Source organism: Psychrobacter sp. PAMC 21119 (assembly GCF_000247495.1).
In the GTDB taxonomy this organism is placed as follows: Bacteria; Pseudomonadota; Gammaproteobacteria; order Pseudomonadales; family Moraxellaceae; genus Psychrobacter; species Psychrobacter glaciei.
This window is the reverse complement of record NZ_AHVZ01000011.1, coordinates 75,763-99,183: the sequence shown is the minus strand read 5'-3', so window position 1 is coordinate 99,183 and position 23,421 is coordinate 75,763. Positions and strand designations below refer to the sequence as shown.

The window sequence follows — 23,421 nt, the reverse complement described above, 5'->3', positions numbered from 1 at the left end:
TGTCAACAGATTTCCTGTGCTTCCCACTACGTTTTGTAATACAAAGCATACGTGGTAACGGTTGTGAATTTAGCCAAGACTCTTGATAATAAAGCTCATTAACGTAAAAAATATTTTACGATATTGGTTATTGGAACAATAGGTATTGAGACAATAACTGAGATAAAAACGATTCAAATGGTGTACTAGCCTATATAAACTTATCTACCGTAAAAACGACAAACATAAAAGCGTATAATAATATTGACTGATTAAGGAGCACTATCATGAGTAATGATAAACATGACGAGTTAAGAAAAGAGATTGATGGTCTAGAGAAAACCATGCACGATGCTGAACAGTATCACACGCTAGAAGAGCAAGTGGCAGACATGAAGCGCCGTGGCATCGACCCTAGTAAAGCCTATAAAGATTGGGACAAAAAACAGGAAGACGAAGATTGGGGCGACGACACTTGGAAAGAAAATGGTAAATGGGAGCCGAAGACGCCTGCGGATTTGGATGATAAAGCCCGTGAAAATTGGGATGGTGATAATGGTAAACCCAATCCACCACCGATCGTATAAATGATCTCAATATAGTCAATCCACTATAAAAGCGTTACAGCGTTAACCTCGCTTGAGGTATTAAATATACATCTACACTCGGTTGCCTTGTACCACTTTTAAATTGAACCGACTATAGCAATAGCATAAAACTGACCAAGCATTATTTTACAGTGATTTCTAGCCATTGACCAATTAATTGCAAAACAGGGCTGTTGTTTATAGTCTTCCTTAGATATGACTCAAATCAGCATTGAGTTAACCCTTAGTTTTACAAAAAATTCTCAAACTATAGCGTGAAAATATTTGAGATTAATCATCTATATTAACAAGCATAAAAAAACGGTGTGAAACTATTCCACACCGTTTTAGAAAAATCTATTTTATCGATAGCAACAAGCAAGTTCCAAGCGGTTTAGCAAAAAATTCAAAATAGCGCCAAAGGATGGCATTTGTTATTTTAGCGACCGCTCGTACTATTGTCGTTAAATTAACGACGTAGACCCAACTGGCTAATAAGGGTGGTATAGCGACCAAGGTCTTTACCTTTTAGGTAATCAAGCAATTTACGACGCGTGTTAACCATACGGATAAGACCACGACGGCTATGATTATCAGCTTTGTGCGCTTTAAAATGGTTCTGCAAATCATTAATGCGTGCACTTAGCAAAGCTACTTGAACTTCTGGAGAACCAGTGTCGTTTTCGCCGCGCTGGTATTGAGAAATGATTTGTTCGCGATCAGTATTAGTTAGCATAAATATCTCCGGCAATGCTAAAAGCATCCAAGATGCACTCAAATTTAAGCCATCTTAAAAGCTCTAGAATAGTAAATAAAGTAACTTGTACGCCATTCAGGACAACCCTGCATTACTAGAGTTGACCTAGTGTACGACAAGCTCAATGTGTTATAAAAAACCACTTAAAAATAAGCCAAATATCAGCGGAATATTGCTTAACTCAATCATCTGCTTTGAACAGTGAGTTCAGCAACCTGCTTTATCTAAAATCTTAATTCAAATGTGACGGCTATTATACCAAAAAACTGCTGAACTAGCAGCAGTTTTTCATAATAGTTTCATGGCAAGATGAATTGCCCAGATAATAATCTAAGGTACATTCACAGCCGTTACAAGCACAGCAACTACATTGATAGCCATTACAAGATTCTAGCGTATTACTTTTTCACATCGCTCTCAGTAGCATTGCCACCTAGCTCATCATCAGCAAGAGGTGCTGCCGTAGTGACTTCCGCTAAACTATCCGGAGTGGCATGTTCGCTGGGGTTGATATCTTCTGCAAGCTTTTCAATCTCTTTTTCTTGCTCGTCCATATTATTCGGTGAATTACTCATATCAGCTCCTAAGTTATTATTTTCTGAACTATTTACTTTTATAATTATTGATACCAAGCTAAAAAGATATGATAGCGTCACCCAGCTATGAGTGACACTTTAAATACTCTACTTGTCTTCTTTAGCATGTTCTAAATTGTCCGCAATACGATCTGCCGCTGCTTCTGACTCTTCAGTATGGTTGTTTTCGGTTTGGCTTTTAAGAGCTGCAGTTGCTGATTCAGAACGTTGTTGCTCAAGTTTCGTATCGTTTGGGTTAGAGTTTGACATAATATTTTCCTCGATCATGGTTGGTTATAGTTATTGGTAGATTAATGTTATATGTTCATCGTTAATGTCTTATAAAGCCAGTTAAGACAAGGCTTTATCGATAGCATCAACGAAGTTTTTGATATCATCTGGATTACGCGAAGTAATTAAGTTACCGTCAATTTGTACGGTTTTATCAACGAAATTTGCTCCCGCATTTTCCAAATCTATTTGCAATGAGTGGTACGCCGTTAAGGTCTTACCTTTTGCGATACCCGTGTTAATAAGTACCCAAGGCGCATGGCAGATGACCGCCAACGGTTTATTTGCTTCATTAATTGCATTGATTATACTGTGAGCTTCTTTATTGCCTCGAATGGTATCCGCATTTACAGTACCACCTGGCACTACTAGCGCGTCATAATCATCAACTTTAGCCTCACTTGCAAAGATGTCAGCGGTGAAAGTGTCACCTTTATTGACATCCTGATTCATCGCTTGAACTTTTTTGTCTTCGTTAGTAGTAATAAGCAATGTGTTATAACCTTTTGCTTTCAGTTGGTTATTAACATCTTCATACTCTGCTTGTTCAAAATTATTGTGTAGTAAGAAAGCGATCGTTTTCATAATATTCCTCGTCTTTATATTTGTGATTCTATATATAAATTTTATTATTGATTTATCTGTTTTTTTTGTTATAAGTACTTTTTGTTTTTATAGTACTTCTTTGTTTTTATAGTACTTCTTTGTTTTTATTTAGTGTTGAGACTTCAGTAGTAAATTTTCCTTATTAAAATGATTCCCTACGTATTTTTATTATTGTCTATTTTTCTTATTAGTATATTGATTCATTCGTCCAGCATTCCCTAGCTGACTTATCTAATGTACAAAAAAAACAGGCTTCACCATAGGTGAAACCTGCAATAAAATGTGAGGATATGTGATTAGTGTAAACTGTTAGTAAGTTTAAAGAGGATTAATTGGCTCATAGCCACATGAAACATACGAACTATGAAAAGCTTAGCAAATGTAACCCTACCGCTGGATTAACTTCTTAGGCTGTAGTCGGCCATTGAGACTAACAGCACCCAATCCAATAAAATCCCCTTGCTCATCTAGCAAGCGTATATCTACCGCTATCTCGTGGAGCAATGGTTGTTCATCGTCACTACTAACAACATCGCTATCTAGTGGAGTGTCATTGCTTTCTGAAACAGAAGACTGATGGCTAATACTGGTTGAAATATAATCGCGCAAATCATCAGTAAGCTGCTCAAAGACATTCAACCGCTGCCCCATCTGGACACGGGTATACTGTTCAGCAGTCAATGTAAGCTCAGCCTCGATATTGACACACGCATCAATAGCAAGGAGCTGTGCCTGTCTCTCATCTAACGATAGCGCCTCTAACGCTGATAAAGAAATCGCTTCCACTATGCTAAACTTTCCGACCTGCATACGGCGCAATGCGATTAAATGCCCTAATGTGCCCATTATCTTGGCAATATCCTCTGCCAATACGCGCACATAAGTACCTTTGGTACAAGTCACCGTCAATTGAATCTGCTCGTTATCAATAGCTTTTAAATCAATAGCCTTAATCACGATATCTCTTGGCGCTCGTTCTACTTCGATACCAGCACGGGCATACTCATAAAGCTTTTTACCATCCTTTTTTAAGGCAGAATACATCGGTGGTATTTGCTGCTGAGCCCCTAAAAACTTTTGAGCAACCTTGTCCAATACTGATTGATCAAAAGTTGGAATAGACGCCTGTCCAACGATTTGACCATCAGCATCGCCAGTATCTGTCTGGCTACCAAGCAATATCGTCGCTTGATAGGATTTGTCAGCATCAAGTTGATAATGGCTAAACTTTGTGGCCTCACCCATACAAATAGGCAATAGACCAGTGGCCATGGGATCAAGCGTACCTGTATGACCAGCTTTTTTGCTGTCATGTGCAGGAGACTTAAACAAATACTTTACTTTTGAGACCACTTGCTGTGACGTCATACCTTGCGGCTTATCAACTAAGATAACACCGGAGACTTTTTGTTTATCCGTTGTCTTTTGACTAGTCATTGTCATTAATCATCATTTTCTTTGCTGTCGACTTCATCTTCATTCTGCTCAGTTTTGATGACCGCTTGACTGATCAAGTCCATCATATAGTTGCCACGAGCCGTTACTTCATCATAATGAAAGCGCAGACGTGGTGTCGTACGCGTTTTGAGACTATGGCTCAATTCGGTACGCAAAAAACCTGCCGCTTTATTCAGCACTTTGATGCTTTCTTCGTGGTTGGTTTTGGTCATAGCATCATTAAGCTCTGGCTCCATGATGGTGACATAAACGTCTGCATACCCTAAGTCTGGGCTGACCTTGACACTAGAGATAGTGACAAAACCAGTTAGACGCGGGTCATTGACTGCGTCACGAATAAGAACAGCAAGCTCACGCTGAATTTGATCGGATAAGCGCTGTAAACGTTGGTTCATATTGTTACCTTAATTTGATATGGCCTATTTTTATGGATTAGCCCGTTTGCTTATTAATAAATTTAAGGGCTGATATTTGTTAAAAAAGGCCTAGCAGGATGTACCTGCTAGGCCTAAGTACAGCTAGATATGAAGGAGATACTAATATGCTCAGCTGATTAAGCGTCTTGCATGATTAGAGACCTTACTATCGAGCGGTGACTTTAGATAGTACGTTCGAACTCTTGAATTTCAAAGACTTCGATCTTATCACCAGCTTCGACATCATAACCACGAACGGCTAGGCCACACTCCATCCCAGTACGTACTTCATTAACGTCTTCTTTATAGCGACGTAATGATTGCAGTTGACCAGTAAAGATAACTTGGTCATCACGCAATACACGGATAGGCTTATTACGATAGATTGTACCTTCAACCACCATACAACCGGCAGCTGCACCGAACTTACTAGAACGGAATACTTCTCGAACGTCAGCAACACCCAAGATTTTCTCACGATGTTCAGGCGCAAGCATTCCACTCATGGCTGCTTTTACATCATCAATCAAGCCATAGATAACACTGTAATAGCGAATATCCATGTTGGCTGCATCTGCTTTGCGACGTGCGGTCGCGTCTGCACGAACGTTGAAGCCTAACAATACCGCTTCGCTAGATTCTGCAAGCGTTACATCAGACTCAGAGATAGGGCCAACACCTGAACTGATGACGCGAACTTTTACTTCATCAGTTGACAGCTCATTCAGTGCCGATAGTAATGCTTCGAGCGAACCACGCACATCAGTTTTAAGAACAATGTTCAAGAATGACACATTGCCTTGTTCCATCTGATCGAACATGCTCTCTAAGCGCATGGCATTCTGACGTTCAAGTTGACGTTCACGCTCGCGATTGGTTCTGAAATCAGCCACTTCACGGGCTTTTTTCTCATCTGTAACGACTAAGAATTCGCTACCAGCTGCAGGTGTTTCAGGTAATCCTAAAATCTCTACAGGGATGGAAGGACCCGCTGACTGAATACGCTGACCATGTTCATCAGTCATCGCACGGACTTTACCATAATGCTCGCCCGCTAGAACCAAGTCGCCTTGTTTTAGTGTGCCTTTTTTGACTAGAACACTAACAACAGGACCACGACCTTTTTCAAGTCTTGACTCAATCACCACACCTTGCGCAGCACCATCTAACGGCGCTTCTAACTCCATTAGTTCTGCTTGGATGCTGATATATTCTAATAGCTCGTCAATACCTTCACCCGTTTTGGCTGAGATACGCGCCATTGGTGTATCACCACCCCACTCTTCTGAGACGACTTCTTTAGCAGTCAACTCATTGAGTACACGATCAGGATCAGCGCCCGGCTTATCCATTTTGTTGATGGCAACGATAAGCGGCGTACCAGCAGCACGTGCATGGTCGATAGCTTCTTCCGTTTGCGGCATCATGCCATCATCAGCTGCGACAACCAGTACAACGATATCAGTCGCCTGCGCACCACGTGAACGCATAGCACTAAAGGCTGCGTGACCTGGGGTATCTAAGAAGGTGATCACACCGCGACCAGTTTTTACATGGTAAGCACCGATATGCTGAGTGATACCACCTGCTTCGCCATTCGCTACTTTTGTTTCACGAATTTTATCTAGCAATGAAGTCTTACCATGGTCGACATGACCCATAATAGTTACGACTGGTGGACGTGTTTGCACGTTACTGCTGCGTTCATTGACTGCAGATTGTAGATCGTCTTCAACCTTAGTATCACTAACTGGTACTGGGTTATGACCCATTTCTTCAACAATCAGACTGGCTGTCGCTTGATCAATCGTATCTGACTCACGAGCCATCTCACCCATTTTCATGAGTAGTTTAGTGACTTCACGGGCTTTAACTGCCATACGCTGGGCAAGATCTGCAACGGTAATTTGCTCACTGATCTCGACATCATAGACAATTTTTTCAACAGGTTTTTCAAACTTATGCTGTGACGCTTGTGTTGAACGTAAACCATTTTTACGGTTTTTGATCTCACGCTCATCTTGATTTTTACGACGACGACCACGAGCACCAGTGCTACTTGCACCGCGCTTGATTTCACGACGTTCTTTTTCAAATGATTCTTCTAATGCGTCACCGACTAGACCTTCAGCCAATGGCTCATCTTTACGAACTTCAGCAGCAGGCTGGTCCGTATATTTACCAGCCATTTTACGCATTTGCTCAAGTGTGCGCTTTTGCGCTTCTTCAGCTTGAACACGGCGTGTTTCTGTCTCAATTTCGCGTAGACGATTTTCTTCTTTTTCACGTACTTCACGAGCTTTACGCTCAGCTGCTGTTTCAACTTTAGGTTTCGTAGCAGCAACTTTTTTCTTCGGCTGTTCTTTAGGCTTGACTTCAATAGTAGTCTTGCCGCCCTTTTTCACAACAACTGAAGTAGAAATGTCGTCATTCTTATCGTCTGATTTTTTGCTAGAGCCTAAGCTGGCACGCATCGCAGCTAAGGTTGCTGCTTGACGCTCTTCAGATTTTTTCTTAGTAGCAGCACGCTCTTCAGCGTCCTTAGCAGCACGTTCTTGCGACTCAATCATCGCTTGCTCACGCGCAGCCAACTCTTCAGCCATTTTTTCTGGATCAGGCTTTTCGAATACTTTCTTTTTACGCACTTCCACATTGACACTCTTAGATTTACCTGAAGAGCCGGTCACACGCGCGGTGCTCGTTGTTTTAGACTTGAGACTAATACGACGCTTATCTTGCTGACCATGACTTTGCTTTAAATACGTCACCAACTTCTCTTGCTCAAGCTCGGTGACTAGGTCATCCTCTGCGCGAGCAGGCAGTCCAGCATCTACCAGTTGCTGTTTTACAGCACTTGCGGTTTTGCCTACCATATCTGCCAGTTCTTTGACGGTCTTATCTGCCATTTATTATCACCTACTGTCTATTATTTGCTATATGTTCAATTCAGTTGTTGGCTACAAATGATTGGGTTAAGGCTGGTGGTTAGGTTGCATGTATTATGCGACTTTATACCAGCACTTTATTATCGATAGCATATCACTAAAAGACAGCGATATGCAGTTACCGCTTATTCATTGAACCAAGATTCCCGAGCTTTCATGATGAGTTTTCCTGCGGTTTCAGTATCTAATCCTTCGATATCTTCTAAATCGAAGACGGCTTGTTCTGCCAAGTCATCAACAGTAATGATGTCTTTTTGAGCCATTTTATAAGCCCAACTGACGGTCATTCCTTCAAGATCTTGTAACTCTTGACTTGGCTCTTTCATGTTTTGTTGTTTGACTAGCTCATCAGCGATGACGACTTCTTTAGCACGTTCTTGAATCATGTCAATCGCTTCGTCGTCTAAACCTTCGATGTCATAGAAAGTCTCAACTGGCACATAAGCCACTTCTTCGATACTGGTAAAGCCAATATCGACAAGCGCTTGAGCTAAATCTTTATCGACTTCTAAACGCTCATAGAACAATTCAATGAACGCTTTCGATTCGTTTTGTTGACGCTGCTGATACTCTTCTTCGAGCATCATATTAAGCTTATAGCCCGTTAGTTCAGACGCTAAACGGACGTTTTGACCTTGTGAGCCAATCGCACGCGCTAGCTGATCGTTGGTGCTAAAAATGATATCAGCGGTCTGCATGTCTTCATCTAGGATGATACTACTAACATCTGCTGGCTCTAAAGAGCTAATGATAAATTGGGCCGGATCATCTGACCAAACCACCACATCAATACGCTCACCATCCAACTCTTGCTGAACCGCTTGAATACGCGTACCACGCATACCGATACAAGCGCCAACCGGATCAATGCGATGATCGTTGGTTTTGACGGCTATTTTAGCACGAGTACCTGGCAGACGAGCAACGTTACGGATTTCAATGATTTGTTCTGCAATCTCAGGCACTTCTTTTTGCATCAATGCCGAGAGCATTTCAGGATGAGTGCGCGACAATAATAACTGGGCACCACGATTTTCACGGTTTACATGATATAAAATGGCGTTAATACGAGATTTCGCTCGTAATTGCTCACGTGGTAGCATCTGATCACGTGATAAGTAGCCTTCGGCGTTATCACCCAAATCAATAATATAGCCATCGCGTGTTTGTTTTTTTACTTCGCCATACATCATTTCACCAACACGTGGCTCAAAAGCGTCTGCTACTAGCGCACGCTCAGCCTCACGTATTTTTTGAATGATAACTTGCTTGGCTTGCGTGGCAGCAATACGACCAAACTCAATGGATTCAATCTGTTCTTCTTTAATATCACCAATTGACCATTCTTCTTGATCAAGGTCAGTAATAGCAAGCTGACAGGCTGGCATTTCATGGTCTTCATCGGCAACCACTGTCCAATAACGGTACGTATCATAATCGCCAGTTGCACGATCAATGGATACCCGCACCTCTACTTCTGGCTGTTCGGTATAGACTTTTTTCTTGGTTGATACCACCAAAGCGTCTTCTATGGCTTCAAAGATATCTTCAGGATTTAAGCCCTTTTCATTACTGACAGTTTCTACTACCGTTAAGATTTCACGACTCATGCTATACCTGTCCTATCATTTTATAATTGACTTAAATTTTATAATTGGCATATTGACGTTGTGTTGTCATCGTCAGTCACGCCCTATTTAGGGGTCAAAATATTGATTAATACTGAATTGCGTTACCATTGAATATTGAAATTAGACATCTTCATAAATCAAGTTGGCTTTATCAATGTTACTCAAGGCAATCTCAAACTGTTCACCATCGGTAGACGTCAACTTTAAAGACGTTGCATCGATACTGTCTAAAGTACCTGTTGCTTTACGGCGCTTTTTATCGCCTTCACCAATGGCTTGTATCAAGCGCAAGCTCACAGTCTGACCGACGTAATCATACATTTGGTCATCTGAAAAGAACGCCCGATCAAAACCAGGTGAGGAGACTTCTAAAATGAACTCACCAGCAATAGGATCATGCACCTCTAGGATGCCGCTTACCTGATGGTTAACCGCCGCACAGTTTTCGATACTTACCTGCTTATCCTGTGCTTTTTCTTCAGGTAAAGCCTCAATGTAAATACGCAATAACGAGCGATTGCCTTGTGGGGTAAACTCTACGCCCCACAGCGCCACATCACATGCAGCTACCGCAGGGGCAATAATAGTAGTTAGTTCTGCAACTTTAGTCGAAAGCTTCATAATTTATTTATATCTTCCTATTTACTTATCTGTCGTACTTAATGAACCACATTATTTATTACTTTTTTATTTGCGCGGCTCACAGCAATCGTTAGGTGTTTTATCTATTATATAATAGCACTAGCTCAGTATTATATTCGGTTGACATCTACTATATATAAGGACATTACCTAGGAACATCAAGCTCAGCTCATGAATGTGCTTATTATGTATAAAGCAAAATGATCAATAAAAGAGTATGAAGTAAAAGGCAGCGTCGCTTGCGAATAGTCACGCAAGTAGTGGTAAGTAGATGAATAGTAAGTATCGTACTCTATGGGCATAGAGCCCAGCATAAGTAGGGCAGATACCGCGACAACCCTGACTCACAGATACAAAAAAACCCACAAACATAATGGTGGGCTAATCGGCACTGACAAATTTAGTGTACAAAACATCAGTATAAAAAGTGGTAGCGGGGGCTGGATTTGAACCAACGACCTTCGGGTTATGAGCCCGACGAGCTACCAGACTGCTCCACCCCGCATCAATCTAGAACGCACATTATAGGGAGGTTTTGTAGAAGTGTCAATACTTTTTTTAAATAAATTCTAAATTAAGTATTCTCTGCTAAAAAATCCAACCTGACGCTATATGCTACGTCTATAAAACTTGGTGCGATTGGGGGGACTTGAACCCCCACAGCTTTCGCCACCACCCCCTCAAGATGGCGTGTCTACCATTCCACCACAATCGCATTTTGCTACTCTGTTCTCTAACGTTTAATCTACCGTAAATGATGCTTAAGGTAGGCATCAATAGATAAGGTCTTGCGAAAACAGAAAGGCATTGTAAATCTAACGTGCCAAAATAGCAAGCACTGCCTACTTAAAAGACACTTACTCAGGATTTTGCGTTAATGGGCGCGGCGTTTGCGGAGCTGAAACAGGAACATCTAAACGAAACTGATCTTCTGCCTGCTTACGTGCATGAACAGCAAGGGTCATACTGGTGATAAAAAATATGACTGTCAATACTGCAGTCGCACGTGTTAAAAAGTTGGCAGTTCCTGCGGCACCAAATACCGTACCTGACGAGCCAGCACCAAAAGAAGCCCCAGCATCTGCCCCTTTACCATGCTGTATCAAGATCAAGCCGATCATGGCAATCGCCACGATAATATGCAGGGCTAATATAAACGTAAACATGGTGGCCTCTTTTGCCGCGTAATGACGACAGATAACGGAAAATAAATCTTAAAGTTAATAGTGGTAGCAACTAAGTTATAATGCTGCCAAATCGATTATATAAATAAGGCGCATTGTACACGATTGCAAGGGCACTGTTAAACCTACTTTTGCCAACTGATAAAGACATTTTTTAGACAAGTTAGCGATTAAATAGCTGTTTCATCACCTTACCCTAACCAAGCGCGCGACTAAAAGCGTTGGCAATCATCAAAAAACTGTCTGCTTTTAATGAAGCACCGCCAACCAATGCGCCATCTATCATGGGATCTGCCGCAAAACTATCGGCGTTATCAACATTGACGCTACCACCATATAGTACAGTCATTGCTTCTAATGACTCAGCAAAGCCTGTGACGGTTTGCTTAATATGTTGATGCGTGGTGCTAACCTCTGCTACTGTTGGCACTTTGCCCGTCCCAATCGCCCATACTGGCTCGTAGGCAATGATTAAGCGCTCAGATAATGAAGCAGCAAGATCGGGCTGTTGCGCGAGTAAATCCTTTACAACCGATAATTGAGTATCAATGACCGCCAGCGTTTGCTTATCGTCATATTGTGCTTGCGTCTCACCAATACAAAATACCACGCCCAAATTTTGCATCAACGCATGAGTCAGCTTTTGCAGCAAGCAATCATGAGTTTCTTGATGATATTGACGGCGCTCAGAGTGACCAAGTATCGTCCAAGTTGCACCAGCATCAGCAACTTGCTGCGCGGAACAATCACCCGTATACGCACCAGTGTTCGCGCTATGCGCACTAATATCTTGCGCGGCACACAGCACTGAGGTATCTTTTAAGCGGGCGCTGACAGCAGCTAAGTGAATACAACTGGGAGCCACCATTAACCTGCAGCTGTTTTTGACCACTTGCTCTTCAGTATTAACTGCAGTCAATAAGTCATCTAGTAGCGCATTGACGTCGTAGCTCGTTGCTGGATTTTGCTTCCAATTGCCAATTACCCAAGCTTGCATACTCATTTACCTTGTCTCATGTATTCCTGCCAATTTGGCTTATATGCGCGCCAGTATAACAAATATTTCACAAGTGCTATAGTATAGTGCGACCTGCAGCAGAACGGCTTTTACGGCCGTCCTGTTTTCATTGAATTTTACTCAGTTATGACGCTCTGTAGATTAATGGCTCATGGACTGATTTAAGGGTGGAATACTTTAAATAGCGGCATATCTTATATATAGTGCCATATTTATATAGTGCCATATTCCATATATAGCTTTTAAAAAATATAACTGCTAAAACAATATCAATTCCACACGGTGTTATTAATACTAAAAAATGACAGCATCTTAAAATTATTTACCTCAAACGGTTATAACAAGCGTTAGCGATAATTAATGATAAAGGGCTACTCATGAAAACCATCAATACCGAGCAAGCGGATTTTAGCAAAACATTCGATATCAAAGAGAGGTTATTATGTCTATTACAGCCAATAAATACGGTGGTCTAGCCCAGCAGCTGATTAGCGAAGGTGTCGTGAGCGAAGCGCATATGAAAACTGCGCAGACGGAATCACAGCAGCAGCAGATCGGACTCGTCCCTTATTTGGTAGACAATAAATTGGCCAATGCTTATCAGCTAGCACAAATGCTGTCTCAAGCTTTTGGTGATCCACTCTTTGATCTTGACGCGATCAGTTTGGATGTCATTCCAAAAGACTTAGTCGATGAAAAAATCGTGCGTAAGTTTAATGCTTTGCCTCTTTTTAAACGTGGGCAGCGCTTATTTGTCGCTTTAAGCGACCCAACCCGTATAGATGCCATTGATGCGATTGCCTTTAACTCTCGCCTCTCTATCGAAACCGTCGTCGTCGAAGAAGATAAGCTCAAAAAACGCATTGAAAGTCTTTATGCCGATACCATGCAAAGTTTTGATAGTTTTTCGGACAGTGACTTAAATGTAGGTTTTGACGATGGTGAAGAAGAGGGTGAAACTGAGCTCAGCGACAGTGTTGATGAAGCCCCTGTCGTAAAATTTGTCAATAAAATGCTGGTTGATGCCATTCGCATGGGTGCCTCAGATTTACATTTTGAGCCGTATGAAAAAACCTTTCGTGTCCGCTTTCGTGTCGACGGTGTCATGCAAAAAATGGCCAACCCACCTGTGCAGCTTGCCAGCAAAATCGCAGCACGGCTAAAAGTGATGTCACAGATGGACATCTCAGAGCGTCGCATACCGCAAGATGGACGCATCAAGCTTAAAATATCTAAAAATAAAGCCATCGATTTCCGGGTCAACTCATTACCGACCCTGTTTGGTGAAAAGCTTGTTTTGCGTATTTTGGACCCGTCATCCGCTATGCTCGGCATCGAAGCCCTTGGTTATGAGCCTGACCAACAAGAAATGTTTTTGGAAGCTTTACATAAACCGCAAGGTATGCTGCTGATTACCGGACCGACGGGTTCTGGTAAAACGGTATCGCTATATACTGGTATTAATATACTAAACACGGGTGCAACGAATATCTCCACTGCTGAAGATCCAGTCGAGATTAACCTCGAAGGCATTAATCAGGTCAACGTGAACGCTAAGGTTGGTCTGACCTTTGCCAATGCTCTGAAGTCATTCCTACGTCAAGATCCTGATATTGTCATGGTGGGTGAGATTCGTGACCTTGAAACGGCAGAGATTGCGATTAAAGCTGCGCAAACGGGACACATGGTACTTTCGACTCTCCATACCAACTCAGCACCAGAGACATTGACCCGCCTACGCAATATGGGTGTGGCTTCCTTTAACATTGCCACGTCAGTAAACTTGGTCATCGCCCAGCGCCTAGCAAGGCGCTTATGTAAAAACTGTAAAAAACCCATTAACGTCCCACGGCAAAGCTTGCTTGAGCTTGGCTTTAATGACACCGATTTAGACAACCCAGACAATGTGATCTATGAACCAGTAGGCTGTAGCGAATGTCGTGAAGGTTATAAAGGCCGCGTAGGTATCTATGAGGTGATGAAAGTCAGCCCTGATATTTCTCGGATTATCATGGAAGACGGCAACGCGATAGATATCAAAGATGCTGCCCTCAAAAATGGTTTTCGAGACTTGCGCCGTTCTGGTATTTTGAAGGTATTGCAAGGCGTGACCAGTATTCAAGAGATGATGCGTGTCACCTCTGAATAATCGTAAATGCTAAAAGTAGAAATAACGGTGGTAGAAATTTCAATATCGATAGCTTTTAGATTTAATAGATTGGCTTTTATAAATGAGCAATAATATCCACTCAGATGTACTTAAAAATAAAACAGAGTTATACTGGTTTTTTACGTTAAAATAAAGTATGCCATCTTTGTGTAATAAGTCTGGCATCGTACATCTTTGCAATATTTATATTGGACAAATTTTGAGGGTAGTATCATGGCAAAAGCAAAGACCGACATGCTGTTAGACTTTGTCTATGACGGTGTAAATCGACGCGGACAAAAAGTAAAAGGTGAAACGACCAGTCGTAGCTTAGAGCTGGCAAAAGCTACTCTGCGCAAACAAGGCATCACCGTCAAAGGTATTAAGAAAAAACCGAAGCCCCTTTATACCTTTAAAAAGTCTATTAAGCCTATTGATATTGCCATTTTTTCTCGGCAATTGGCAACCATGATGAAGGCTGGCGTGCCATTGACTCAATCCTTTGAAATTGTCGCCGACTCCCTCGATAATCCTAGTATGAAAGAGCTGGTCTTGCAAATAAAAGCTGATATTGAAGCCGGCAGTACTTTTGCCTCTGCCCTGCGTAAGCATCCTCGCTATTTTGACGATCTCTTTTGCTCGCTCGTTGACTCTGGAGAACAGTCGGGTGCGCTTGAGACCATGCTAGAGCGGGTTGCCACCTATAAAGAAAAAAGTGAACTATTAAAAGCCAAAATCAAAAAGGCGATGAAATATCCTATTGCGGTCATCGTTGTTGCCATTATCGTGACTATAATTCTACTTGTAAAAGTAGTCCCTGTATTCTCTGGATTATTTGAATCATTTGGCGCGGAGCTACCAGCATTCACCCAAATGGTAGTAGCCATGTCTGAGTGGATGCAAGCATGGTGGTTTGTTTTAATTATTATCATTGGTGGGGCGATTATTGGTTTTTCAGAAGCCAAAAAACGCTCTAAAAAATTCCGTGACCTTTTAGACCGCGCAGTGCTAAAAGCTCCCATATTTGGCAACATTGCTTATCAAGCAGTCATTGCTCGTTTTGCGCGTACTTTATCTACCACTTTTGCCGCTGGTGTACCACTTATTGATGCCTTAGACTCAACGGCGGGAGCGGCTAATAACGTCGTTTTTTACAATGCTATTCAGCAAATAAAAAATGACGTATCTACTGGTCAACAACTACAGTTTTCTATACGCTCTACCAATTTATTCCCAAGCTTAGCCATTCAAATGGTCGGTATCGGTGAAGAGTCTGGTAGTTTAGAAGAAATGCTAGATAAAGTAGCGGTCTATTACGAAAACGAAGTCGATAACGCCGTTGATGGATTAACCAGTTTAATGGAACCTTTAATTATGTCAGTACTGGGTGTATTGATTGGTGGCTTGGTGATTGCGATGTACTTGCCGATTTTTCAAATGGGTGCAGTAGTAGGTTAAAGATGACGGAAAGGAAAGCTACTTAATGCAATTTATAGAATTACTACAAAGTAATATGGCGGCAGCATTGGTCGTATTTGGTCTGTTGGGCCTTTGTGTGGGCAGTTTTTTAAATGTGGTGATTCACCGTATGCCGCTGATGATGGTCTATAGCTGGCGTCAAGAATGCAGTGAATTTATGTCTCAACAAGCAGACATGCCGCAAGAGCATACCATACCACTGACCAATATCGTCGCAGCGGATACCCCTATTACGTTGAGTCGACCAGCGTCACGCTGTCCTCACTGCACGCACAAAATAAAGTGGTATGAAAACATACCCTTAATAAGCTGGCTGCTGTTACGTGGGCGCTGCTCAGACTGTAAAGCTCCTATCGGCCTGCGTTATCCTGTGGTTGAGCTAGTGACTGCATTGCTGTCACTATTGGTCATCTATCAGTTTGGGGTCAGTGCCGCTGGGTTATCAGCCTTAGTTTTAGTATGGACATTGGTTGCGCTAACTGGTATTGATTTTGATACTCAACTACTACCAGATCGCCTAACCTTTCCGTTAGCGGGCTTAGGATTGGCTGTCAACTCACAAAGCTGGTTTGTCTCGCCAACTCAGTCTATTTGGGGTTTATTGTTTGGATTTTTATCACTATGGATAGTGGTCAAAGTATTCTTTCTTATCACCAAAAAACACGGTATGGGACAAGGCGACTTTAAGCTACTAGCAGTATTGGGTGCTTGGCTTGGGCCTATGATGCTGCCATTGATTATTTTACTGTCTTCCCTACTCGGCTCAATCGTTGGGATTATCTTGATGAAGAAACAAGGTGAGAGCAAGCCGTTTGCCTTTGGTCCTTATATCGCTGTCGCTGGTATTGTTGCTTTATTATATGGCTCAGATATCGTCAACTGGTATCTCGGCATGTATACTTACTAGATTGTCTTAGAAAGTATTTTGATCGCTCCTCTTAAAGTAAACATCAAATCTTAAAATAAGCGTCAGAATACTTTCTCAACTTATAACCATCACTGTCATTATATCGAGCAGATAAGTCATTATTATGTCAAAACAAGCATCTTCACCTTATTCTTATGAGCCTCAGACCCCGCAAAAGAAAAGCAAAACCTTAGTCATTGGCTTAACCGGGGGCATCGGTAGTGGCAAGTCTGCTGCCAGTGATTGGTTCGCTGAACAAGGGATTGATATTATTGATGCGGATGTCATTGCTCATCAGGTCGTTGCTAAAGGCAGCTCAACCCTACGCAAAATCCAGAAGAAGTTTGGTAATTGGGTATTGAATGGCAATGGCGAAATGGATCGTACCGCCGTGCGCACCCATGTGTTTACCCACCCTGAGGCACTCATTGAGCTAGAGGCGATTACCCATCCAGCGATACGTGAAACCGCAAAATTACAGCTGGCCGCCAGTACCTCACCTTATGTGGTGTTATCAGCGCCACTACTCATTGAAGCGGCGGAGGCAGGTCTGGCTAACTTGTGCCAGCGTATTTTAGTCATGGACGCCGCGGTAGATACTCAGCTAGCCCGTGCCAGCCAACGAGATGAACAAAGCGTACAAAAAATTAAAGCCATTATGGTCAATCAGCTAAGTCGCGAAGAGCGCAATCAGCACGCCGATGATGTCGTGCTTAATGATGGTAATTTAGCTGATCTCTACCTAAAATTAGAGCCGCTACATCAGAGCTATCTTACGCTTGCCCAGCAGCTAAGGTACGCTGCCGATTAACCTCATACAGCGCCATACCCGTGGCAACACTTACATTTAGACTTTGTAAGTTGCCATGTTCATTGCCTGACATCGGAATATAAACCAGCTCATCACAGCTCTCTGTCGTCAGGCGGCGCATGCCCTCTCCTTCTGACCCCATAATCATCGCCGTCTTGCCCGTCAAATCTGCCTCATGTATCGGCTTCGCCTCTGCATTGAGTGCCGTACCGAATACAAAAACACCTGCGTTTTTAATTTGCGATAATGTACGTGCCAAATTGGTGACGCTAATAATAGGCATCATTTCTGCCGCCCCTACTGACACTTTAGCAACCGTAGGCGTAAGGCTAGCCGCATGATGTTTCGGACAAACCACCGCATCAACACCCATCGCGACAGCAGTACGCAAGCAAGCACCAAAGTTATGTGCATCAGTAATTTGATCCAAAACCAATAGCAAACACTGTTCGCGGCCGATAATAATATCAAGCAAGCCTTCATCAGCGAAACCTAACGGACGCGCATTCAGCACCACGCCTTGATGCTGCGGACTGCCACACAATTGCGTGAGCTTGTCTTTTTGCGTCGGTTGAATGCTGATGCCATTGTCTGCTGCCTGCGCCATAATCGCTCGGACATGACTGTCACTCTCGCGACCTTGCTGTACAAACAAGCTAAGGCCATCAAGAGGACGGTGTTCGAGTAACGCGTCAATAGCATGAATGCCATAAAAATAAATGGGTTTTGCCATAATAGGACTACCGGTTATAAAGTGGGTATCGCACACTGCGATAGAAAGGGGAAATATGACGATAATTGTAGCAACTAATGAAGGGCTTAAAAAATAATGTTACCAAAAAAAAGAAATAAACCTTATCGCAAGATTTATTTCTTTTTGAGGGCTTAGGCGTTATAAATTGTCTTTTAAAAACTTTAACTTGGGATAGTCTCAACCTTCTAAATGACAGATATACTGCACGATTTCCTCTGTGCGTAAGTTAAAACCACTATTGCCTTCAACGACGAATGATTGTCCCGCACGATAGTAGCTGAATTCTTCATCACCATTTATTTTGACTTCACACTCGCCGCTGATGATCTCAATACGTTCGGAAGTGTTAGTACTAAAGTGATAATGCTCAACCAAGTTGTCGCAAGGTAAGATCACACCTAATGTTTTATGCCGACCATCCTCAAACATAATGGTATGGCTTGAGCAACGACCATCATACGATATCGTGGCTTGGGCGTTGACTGTTACACTGGTAAATTGCGCCGCTGTCATAGTGGCTTCCTTATCAAATAATTATTGCCAAACTAAAAAATAAGTAACGAATTTAATTGCTTACTCTACCTAGGTTGTACTATTCATTTGCGATATGGTAACAACACGTCATGACGTACAATGATTAAAAATCTAGTGGTAAGAGTTTATCATTATGTGAGATTATGCTACCACATTATATCTATAAAGTTTGTTACAGCGGCAATGAAAATTTTATTTGGTTTTTAGGTTAAAGAACGCTTGATGATTCATGCTTAGATTATCGGCTTGCGCCTATAAGACTGAAGCGTTGAGAGCTATTATTGCTGATGCGCTACTATACTGACACCCTGCTATTACAGTAACTCCTAATTAGGATTATCCTCCCTAATATTGCCGTTACAAAGACCATCATTAAGATAGTAATTACTGATTTATCATAAGCTTAATGGATTTTCATGACAGTCTTTTTAGGGTGACTTGCAGGATTTAATGGCTTTAAAATTTGTATTTAATGGCATTTAACATCATACTATTTGCCAACCATATTTGTCTCGCTAACATTATCAACTGAACGACTTCATTCCTTTATTTATCCTATTTTAGATATGGCCTCTTATGATTTCATGCGAGGTCGACTGTCTGTCATGAGAGGCGTTGATGCTTGTATCATTAACTTTACATCAGTTTGCGTTGATCGCTCAGCATGAGTTGAGTGTGGCTGAAGGCTTTAATGTCATCACTGGTGAAACGGGCGCTGGCAAGTCGCTATTACTGGATGCGCTATCTTTATGTGCAGGCGAACGTGCAGACAGTGCGATGGTCAGACATGGCGCGGCGCACGCTGATATTTATGCTCAGTTTGATGTGGAAAATAACAGCGTCGTCACCGATTGGTTTGCCAAAAATGACCGACCATTAGAAGAGCCAGAAGTATTGATTCGTCGTCAGCTGAGCAATACCGGACGCTCAAAAGCGTGGTTGAATGGCACGCCAGTCAGTTTGGCTGAACTGAAAAACCTCGGTACGTTACTGGTTAATATTCATAGCCAACATGCTCAGCAAGCGCTCCTTAAGCCGCAGTTTGTGGTGCAATGGCTTGATGAGATGGCACAAATCACGCCACTTGCTGTACAAACGACCAGCAGCTATCAAGCTTATCAGCAGCTTAAACGCCGTGCTGATGACATTGCGAGCCGTGAGGCTCAGCGCCAAGACCGTATGCAATTATTGCAGAGTCAATTAGCTGACATTGCGCCGTTATTGGCGGTTGATTATGCAGAAGTCGAAGCGGAGCACGAAGAGCTGTCTAATATCGAAGCTTTGATGATCGAGGCCAGTCATGGCTTGCATCTGCTTGATAATGACACGGATGAGCCAGATGTCATGACCTTACTCGGGCAGGCGATTAAGCTTTGTGATAACCAAATGAGCGTCAGTCAAACCTTTGAGCAAGCCTCCGAGCAACTGCATTTAGCGCAGCAGCAAATCACTGAGGTAACAGGCTTACTGTCAGATTATGCTGAACAACAACTGCCTGATCCTGAGCGTTTGCAAACGCTAGACAGTCTTATCAGCTTAGGTCATCGCTTATCTCGTAAACATAGCTTGCCAGCGAGCGACTTAATCGAGGAAGCTAAAGGTTGGGAAACGCAATTAGAGCAGCTAGAAAACGAGCCAAGCAGCGATGCCATGGCAGCACAAATTGAACAGGCTTGGAAAGATTACCTTGCGCTAGCAACGCAGTTAAATAAAGAGCGCTCAAAAGCTGCGCCCACTGTCAGTAAGCAACTGGTTAAACAGTTACAACCGCTAGCTTTGCCCAACGCGCGCTGCGAGTTTGTCTTTACCAAAAAGACCGAACCTAGCCAATATAATGCGCAAGGTTGCTATGATATTGACCTATTATTTAGCGCCAATGTCGGCATGCCAATTCAACCACTACATAAAATCGCTTCAGGCGGCGAGCTGTCACGAATGGCACTGGTGATGCAGGTATTACAAGCAACCAATGCTGACAATAATGCTGCCAAGCCCATGCTGGTATTTGATGAAGTCGATGTCGGTATCAGTGGCGGCACGGCGCAAGTGGTCGGTGAGCTGCTGCGCGCGCTTGGGCAGACGCAGCAGTTACTGGCCATTACTCACCAAGCACAAGTCGCGGCGCAAGCGCATCAGCATATCTTGGTACAAAAACACCATGACGAGCAAACCGAAAGCGAGCTATTAATACTGACCGATAGCGCGCAAATCGATGAGCTGGCACGCATGTCTGGTGGTGTGATCATCACTGACGTTACCCGCGACCACGCCCGCAGTTTATTAACGGACGTTAAGTAAAGAACCTTGTCGTCATTAGGGCGTGTCCTCATTTTAAAAATGAGGACACGCCCTAGCATCTCATAACCGCTAAATATTTGCTTTGGTTGATTTTCACCTCAGTATCGCCATATAGTGGTGTGTCATCTCTATTATTTTACCTTTAATACTAGGTTGCATTTGTTTCTATGTCTAAAGCCAATTTGACCCATCATTTCTTAATCGCGGCACCAGAACTGTCAGACCCAAGGTTTGAGCAGGCGCTGATTTATATTTGCCGTCATGATAAACACGGTGCACTCGGTCTGATGGTCAATCGTCCATTAGAGCAGGCACGTGTGGGCAAACTGCTAGAAGATTTAGACATTGAAGTGACAGATGCACAAGTGATGGAAGATGTGGCATTAGAAGGCGGCCCGATGTATCCAGAGGTTGGATTTGTGCTGCATACGGGTCAACCAGAATGGGCATCGTCTTTTGCGATCTCAGAGAATGTCTGTATTACTACCAGCCAAGATATCCTCAAGCGTATCGCCGCCGGTCAAGGCGTTGGTCATTATCAGCTGTGCTTGGGTCATGCCAGCTGGGGTAAAAAACAGCTCGATCAAGAGCTTGCTAGTGGCGACTGGCTCGTCTGTCCTGCTGATCTGAATTTATTGTTTGATACGCCATTTGAAGAACGTTGGCAAATCGCCGCTGATAAGATTGGCGTTAACTTTGACTACCTTAGTAGTGATATTGGTCATGCTTAATGATTGGTTATGATGGTTAAATTATCCGTTTAAATAAAGCCGCATTCAAATTAAAGCCGTTAAGCCAAATGAATCACGCCCAACAGAAGAATCACGCCCAACAGAAACAGGAAGCGCGCATAATGATTATAGAGTCTGATACTAGCACTGAAATCGAAACTGCTGACAGTTCTGTGGTGGAACCAGTTATTAAGCCTCATCTTATTTTGGCGCTCGATTACGGGGTTAAAAAAATGGGGATGGCGCTAGGCAATACTATTACCGAGACTGCGCGTGCCTTTGATATTTTAGCCATGAATAATGGTCAACCGGACTGGGATAATCTGCTAGGTATTATCAAAGTCTGGGGTGTAACAAAAGTGGTGGTGGGGTTGCCGCTTAATATGGATGGTAGCAGCTCAATGCTGTCGAAGCGTGCGCATAAATTTGCCCGTCGCCTAGCGCATCGAGTCATGGAACAGCATCTACCAGTGGTCGTGAGCCTCTGTGATGAGCGCCTGACCTCAGTGGCGGCGCGTGAGATCGCGTGGGATAACGGTTGGATTAAGCATGAACGCGACCCAATCGATGACATCTCTGCCTGTATTCTGATGTCGACTTACTTTGCTGACCCGAGTAGCAGTATCGCCATCGACGCCATCAAAGCCGATTAAATCAGCGACAAGCCTGCTGTTAAAACAGCGCCAATTTCTGACATATCGTCACTCTACACGGATAAATGCCTGATTATTATGACCACTGTCTCAGACCACTCTTTGCAAAAAAAATCGCAACATGGTTTTGCGCCGCTTGCCATCGCCCGTATCAAAGGCGCACAGCGAGCGAATCAAATAGCGATTTATCTTATTTATGCCGCCATTCTCGCCTTTGTGGTCTTTGGCACCATTGCCAGTATCAAAGCCTTTCATGACAATCAGCTGCTTTATCAACTTTTCTATAACCTACCCTATGCCTTGGTTGCGCTCACGATTCCTATTACTATTTATGATGCGCTGGTAATTTATCGTTATCGCTTAAACCAGGCGTCAATGATTGCCATGAGTATTGGCGTCTCGACCATCATATTGGTTGGTGGGTTATTATTCGCTGATACCGCTTGGTTAGGGTTATCCTGCTGGCTAGGTGTGGCGTTTTTATTTAAAGTAAGCTTTAAGCGCTTTTTTAATTTTTTAGAAGTAGAAAAAGACAATGAAATCGCTGAAGAAGCGTAAAACATGCTTATCAAAATATACTTATAAATGACGCAAAAAACTTTCACCTTATATTATCGATTTGAATGACTATTATGAACACTTCTACCACGCAAACGACGATCAATCATCATTTAGATACTCAAGGGCTGATCTGCCCTGAGCCTGTCATGATGCTGCATCGAACCATCCGCAAAGCCGATGCTGGCGAGGTGATTGAAATACTCGCTACCGACCCAGCCACCACTCGTGACATTCCTAATTTCTGCCGTCATTTGGGGCATGAGCTTGTCCAGCAAGAAACGCTGGCTGAAAATGTAGATCTAAGTATCGATCCTGATGAAATAACGGTCGCTGGCGATGAGGATGCACCAATCAGCGCCACGCTTTATCGTTATTTGGTTAAGAAAAAGAATATTTGAACGCATTCAATTAGCTCTATATAGCATCAAGATATCTTTGCTTTGTACCAAACATAC

Annotated in this window: 23 protein-coding genes and 2 tRNA genes; 10 read left to right on the top strand and 15 right to left on the bottom strand. The window is 42.8% G+C overall.

What is annotated here, in order from left to right:
* Positions 1-266: 266 nt before the first annotated feature.
* Positions 267-566, top strand: coding sequence for a hypothetical protein (locus tag RH96_RS04325; RefSeq protein ID WP_010197759.1), 300 nt, complete (start codon positions 267-269; stop codon positions 564-566).
* Positions 567-1,035: 469 nt separating this feature from the next.
* Here RH96_RS04325 and rpsO read toward each other — a convergent pair whose 3' ends face one another.
* The 13 genes from rpsO to tpiA all read right to left on the bottom strand — a co-directional run bounded on the left by rpsO (position 1,036) and on the right by tpiA (position 12,068).
* A complete protein-coding gene (gene rpsO / locus RH96_RS04320) occupies positions 1,036-1,302 on the bottom strand; it encodes a 30S ribosomal protein S15 (RefSeq protein ID WP_010197757.1) in 267 nt (88 codons plus the stop codon).
* A gap of 419 nt (positions 1,303-1,721) precedes the next feature.
* A complete protein-coding gene (locus RH96_RS15115; RefSeq protein ID WP_010197755.1) occupies positions 1,722-1,898 on the bottom strand; it encodes a hypothetical protein in 177 nt (58 codons plus the stop codon).
* 108 nt (positions 1,899-2,006) lie between these two features.
* Positions 2,007-2,168, bottom strand: coding sequence for a hypothetical protein (locus tag RH96_RS15040; protein ID WP_157999880.1), 162 nt, complete (start codon positions 2,166-2,168; stop codon positions 2,007-2,009).
* A gap of 81 nt (positions 2,169-2,249) precedes the next feature.
* Positions 2,250-2,774, bottom strand: coding sequence for a type 1 glutamine amidotransferase domain-containing protein (locus tag RH96_RS04315; RefSeq protein ID WP_010197753.1), 525 nt, complete (start codon positions 2,772-2,774; stop codon positions 2,250-2,252).
* A gap of 408 nt (positions 2,775-3,182) precedes the next feature.
* A complete protein-coding gene (truB, locus tag RH96_RS04310) occupies positions 3,183-4,238 on the bottom strand; it encodes a tRNA pseudouridine(55) synthase TruB (RefSeq protein ID WP_010197751.1) in 1,056 nt (351 codons plus the stop codon).
* Positions 4,238-4,648, bottom strand: coding sequence for a ribosome-binding factor A (locus RH96_RS04305; protein WP_010197749.1), 411 nt, complete (start codon positions 4,646-4,648; stop codon positions 4,238-4,240). Before RH96_RS04305 ends, truB begins: the two co-directional genes overlap by 1 nt.
* Before the next feature lie 203 nt (positions 4,649-4,851).
* A complete protein-coding gene (infB, locus tag RH96_RS04300; RefSeq protein WP_010197746.1) occupies positions 4,852-7,575 on the bottom strand; it encodes a translation initiation factor IF-2 in 2,724 nt (907 codons plus the stop codon).
* Between the two features lie 164 nt (positions 7,576-7,739).
* On the bottom strand, positions 7,740-9,224 hold the full coding sequence (gene nusA, locus RH96_RS04295) for a transcription termination factor NusA (RefSeq protein ID WP_010197744.1): 1,485 nt from the start codon (positions 9,222-9,224) through the stop codon (positions 7,740-7,742).
* A 141-nt stretch (positions 9,225-9,365) separates the two neighbouring features.
* Positions 9,366-9,866, bottom strand: a complete 501-nt coding sequence (rimP, locus tag RH96_RS04290) for a ribosome maturation factor RimP (RefSeq protein WP_010197742.1) — start codon at positions 9,864-9,866, stop codon at positions 9,366-9,368.
* A gap of 449 nt (positions 9,867-10,315) precedes the next feature.
* Positions 10,316-10,392: transfer RNA gene (locus tag RH96_RS04285), tRNA-Met, on the bottom strand.
* A gap of 126 nt (positions 10,393-10,518) precedes the next feature.
* Positions 10,519-10,602 (bottom strand) — tRNA-Leu (locus RH96_RS04280).
* Positions 10,603-10,744: 142 nt separating this feature from the next.
* Positions 10,745-11,053, bottom strand: coding sequence for a preprotein translocase subunit SecG (gene secG, locus RH96_RS04275; RefSeq protein ID WP_010197739.1), 309 nt, complete (start codon positions 11,051-11,053; stop codon positions 10,745-10,747).
* 214 nt (positions 11,054-11,267) lie between these two features.
* On the bottom strand, positions 11,268-12,068 hold the full coding sequence (gene tpiA, locus RH96_RS04270; protein ID WP_010197737.1) for a triose-phosphate isomerase: 801 nt from the start codon (positions 12,066-12,068) through the stop codon (positions 11,268-11,270).
* Positions 12,069-12,531: 463 nt separating this feature from the next.
* Between tpiA and pilB the strand changes: the two genes are divergently transcribed.
* From pilB to coaE, 4 genes are all read left to right on the top strand, one after another.
* Positions 12,532-14,238, top strand: a complete 1,707-nt coding sequence (pilB, locus tag RH96_RS04265; protein WP_010197735.1) for a type IV-A pilus assembly ATPase PilB — start codon at positions 12,532-12,534, stop codon at positions 14,236-14,238.
* A gap of 234 nt (positions 14,239-14,472) precedes the next feature.
* Positions 14,473-15,696 (top strand): type II secretion system F family protein, encoded by a 1,224-nt coding sequence (locus tag RH96_RS04260; protein ID WP_010197733.1) that lies wholly within the window; start codon positions 14,473-14,475, stop codon positions 15,694-15,696.
* Between the two features lie 25 nt (positions 15,697-15,721).
* Entirely contained in the window at positions 15,722-16,624 is a 903-nt protein-coding gene (locus RH96_RS04255) for a prepilin peptidase (protein WP_010197731.1), read from the top strand.
* Positions 16,625-16,748: 124 nt separating this feature from the next.
* A complete protein-coding gene (coaE, locus tag RH96_RS04250; RefSeq protein WP_010197729.1) occupies positions 16,749-17,435 on the top strand; it encodes a dephospho-CoA kinase in 687 nt (228 codons plus the stop codon).
* On the opposite strand, the gene rlmB is transcribed toward coaE, so the two are convergent.
* Together rlmB and RH96_RS04240 are read right to left on the bottom strand one after the other, a co-directional pair.
* The gene (gene rlmB, locus RH96_RS04245; RefSeq protein ID WP_010197727.1) at positions 17,398-18,168 is read right to left on the bottom strand and encodes a 23S rRNA (guanosine(2251)-2'-O)-methyltransferase RlmB; all 771 of its coding nucleotides are present in this window, start codon (positions 18,166-18,168) and stop codon (positions 17,398-17,400) included. The two genes, coaE and rlmB, sit on opposite strands and share 38 nt — an antisense overlap.
* A gap of 198 nt (positions 18,169-18,366) precedes the next feature.
* On the bottom strand, positions 18,367-18,702 hold the full coding sequence (locus RH96_RS04240; RefSeq protein ID WP_010197725.1) for a pyrimidine/purine nucleoside phosphorylase: 336 nt from the start codon (positions 18,700-18,702) through the stop codon (positions 18,367-18,369).
* A 639-nt stretch (positions 18,703-19,341) separates the two neighbouring features.
* Here RH96_RS04240 and recN point away from each other — a divergent pair.
* The 5 genes from recN (at position 19,342) to tusA (ending at position 23,364) form a co-directional block, all read left to right on the top strand.
* Entirely contained in the window at positions 19,342-21,021 is a 1,680-nt protein-coding gene (recN, locus tag RH96_RS04235; protein ID WP_010197723.1) for a DNA repair protein RecN, read from the top strand.
* Positions 21,022-21,188: 167 nt separating this feature from the next.
* The gene (locus RH96_RS04230) at positions 21,189-21,752 is read left to right on the top strand and encodes a YqgE/AlgH family protein (RefSeq protein ID WP_010197721.1); all 564 of its coding nucleotides are present in this window, start codon (positions 21,189-21,191) and stop codon (positions 21,750-21,752) included.
* Positions 21,753-21,874: 122 nt separating this feature from the next.
* Positions 21,875-22,405 carry a Holliday junction resolvase RuvX gene (ruvX, locus tag RH96_RS04225; RefSeq protein ID WP_010197719.1) on the top strand — a complete coding sequence of 177 codons (531 nt, stop codon included), beginning with the start codon at positions 21,875-21,877 and terminating at the stop codon, positions 22,403-22,405.
* Positions 22,406-22,483: 78 nt separating this feature from the next.
* Positions 22,484-22,963 carry a hypothetical protein gene (locus tag RH96_RS04220; protein ID WP_010197718.1) on the top strand — a complete coding sequence of 160 codons (480 nt, stop codon included), beginning with the start codon at positions 22,484-22,486 and terminating at the stop codon, positions 22,961-22,963.
* A gap of 74 nt (positions 22,964-23,037) precedes the next feature.
* On the top strand, positions 23,038-23,364 hold the full coding sequence (gene tusA / locus RH96_RS04215) for a sulfurtransferase TusA (RefSeq protein ID WP_010197717.1): 327 nt from the start codon (positions 23,038-23,040) through the stop codon (positions 23,362-23,364).
* The last annotated feature ends 57 nt before the right edge of the window (positions 23,365-23,421 follow it).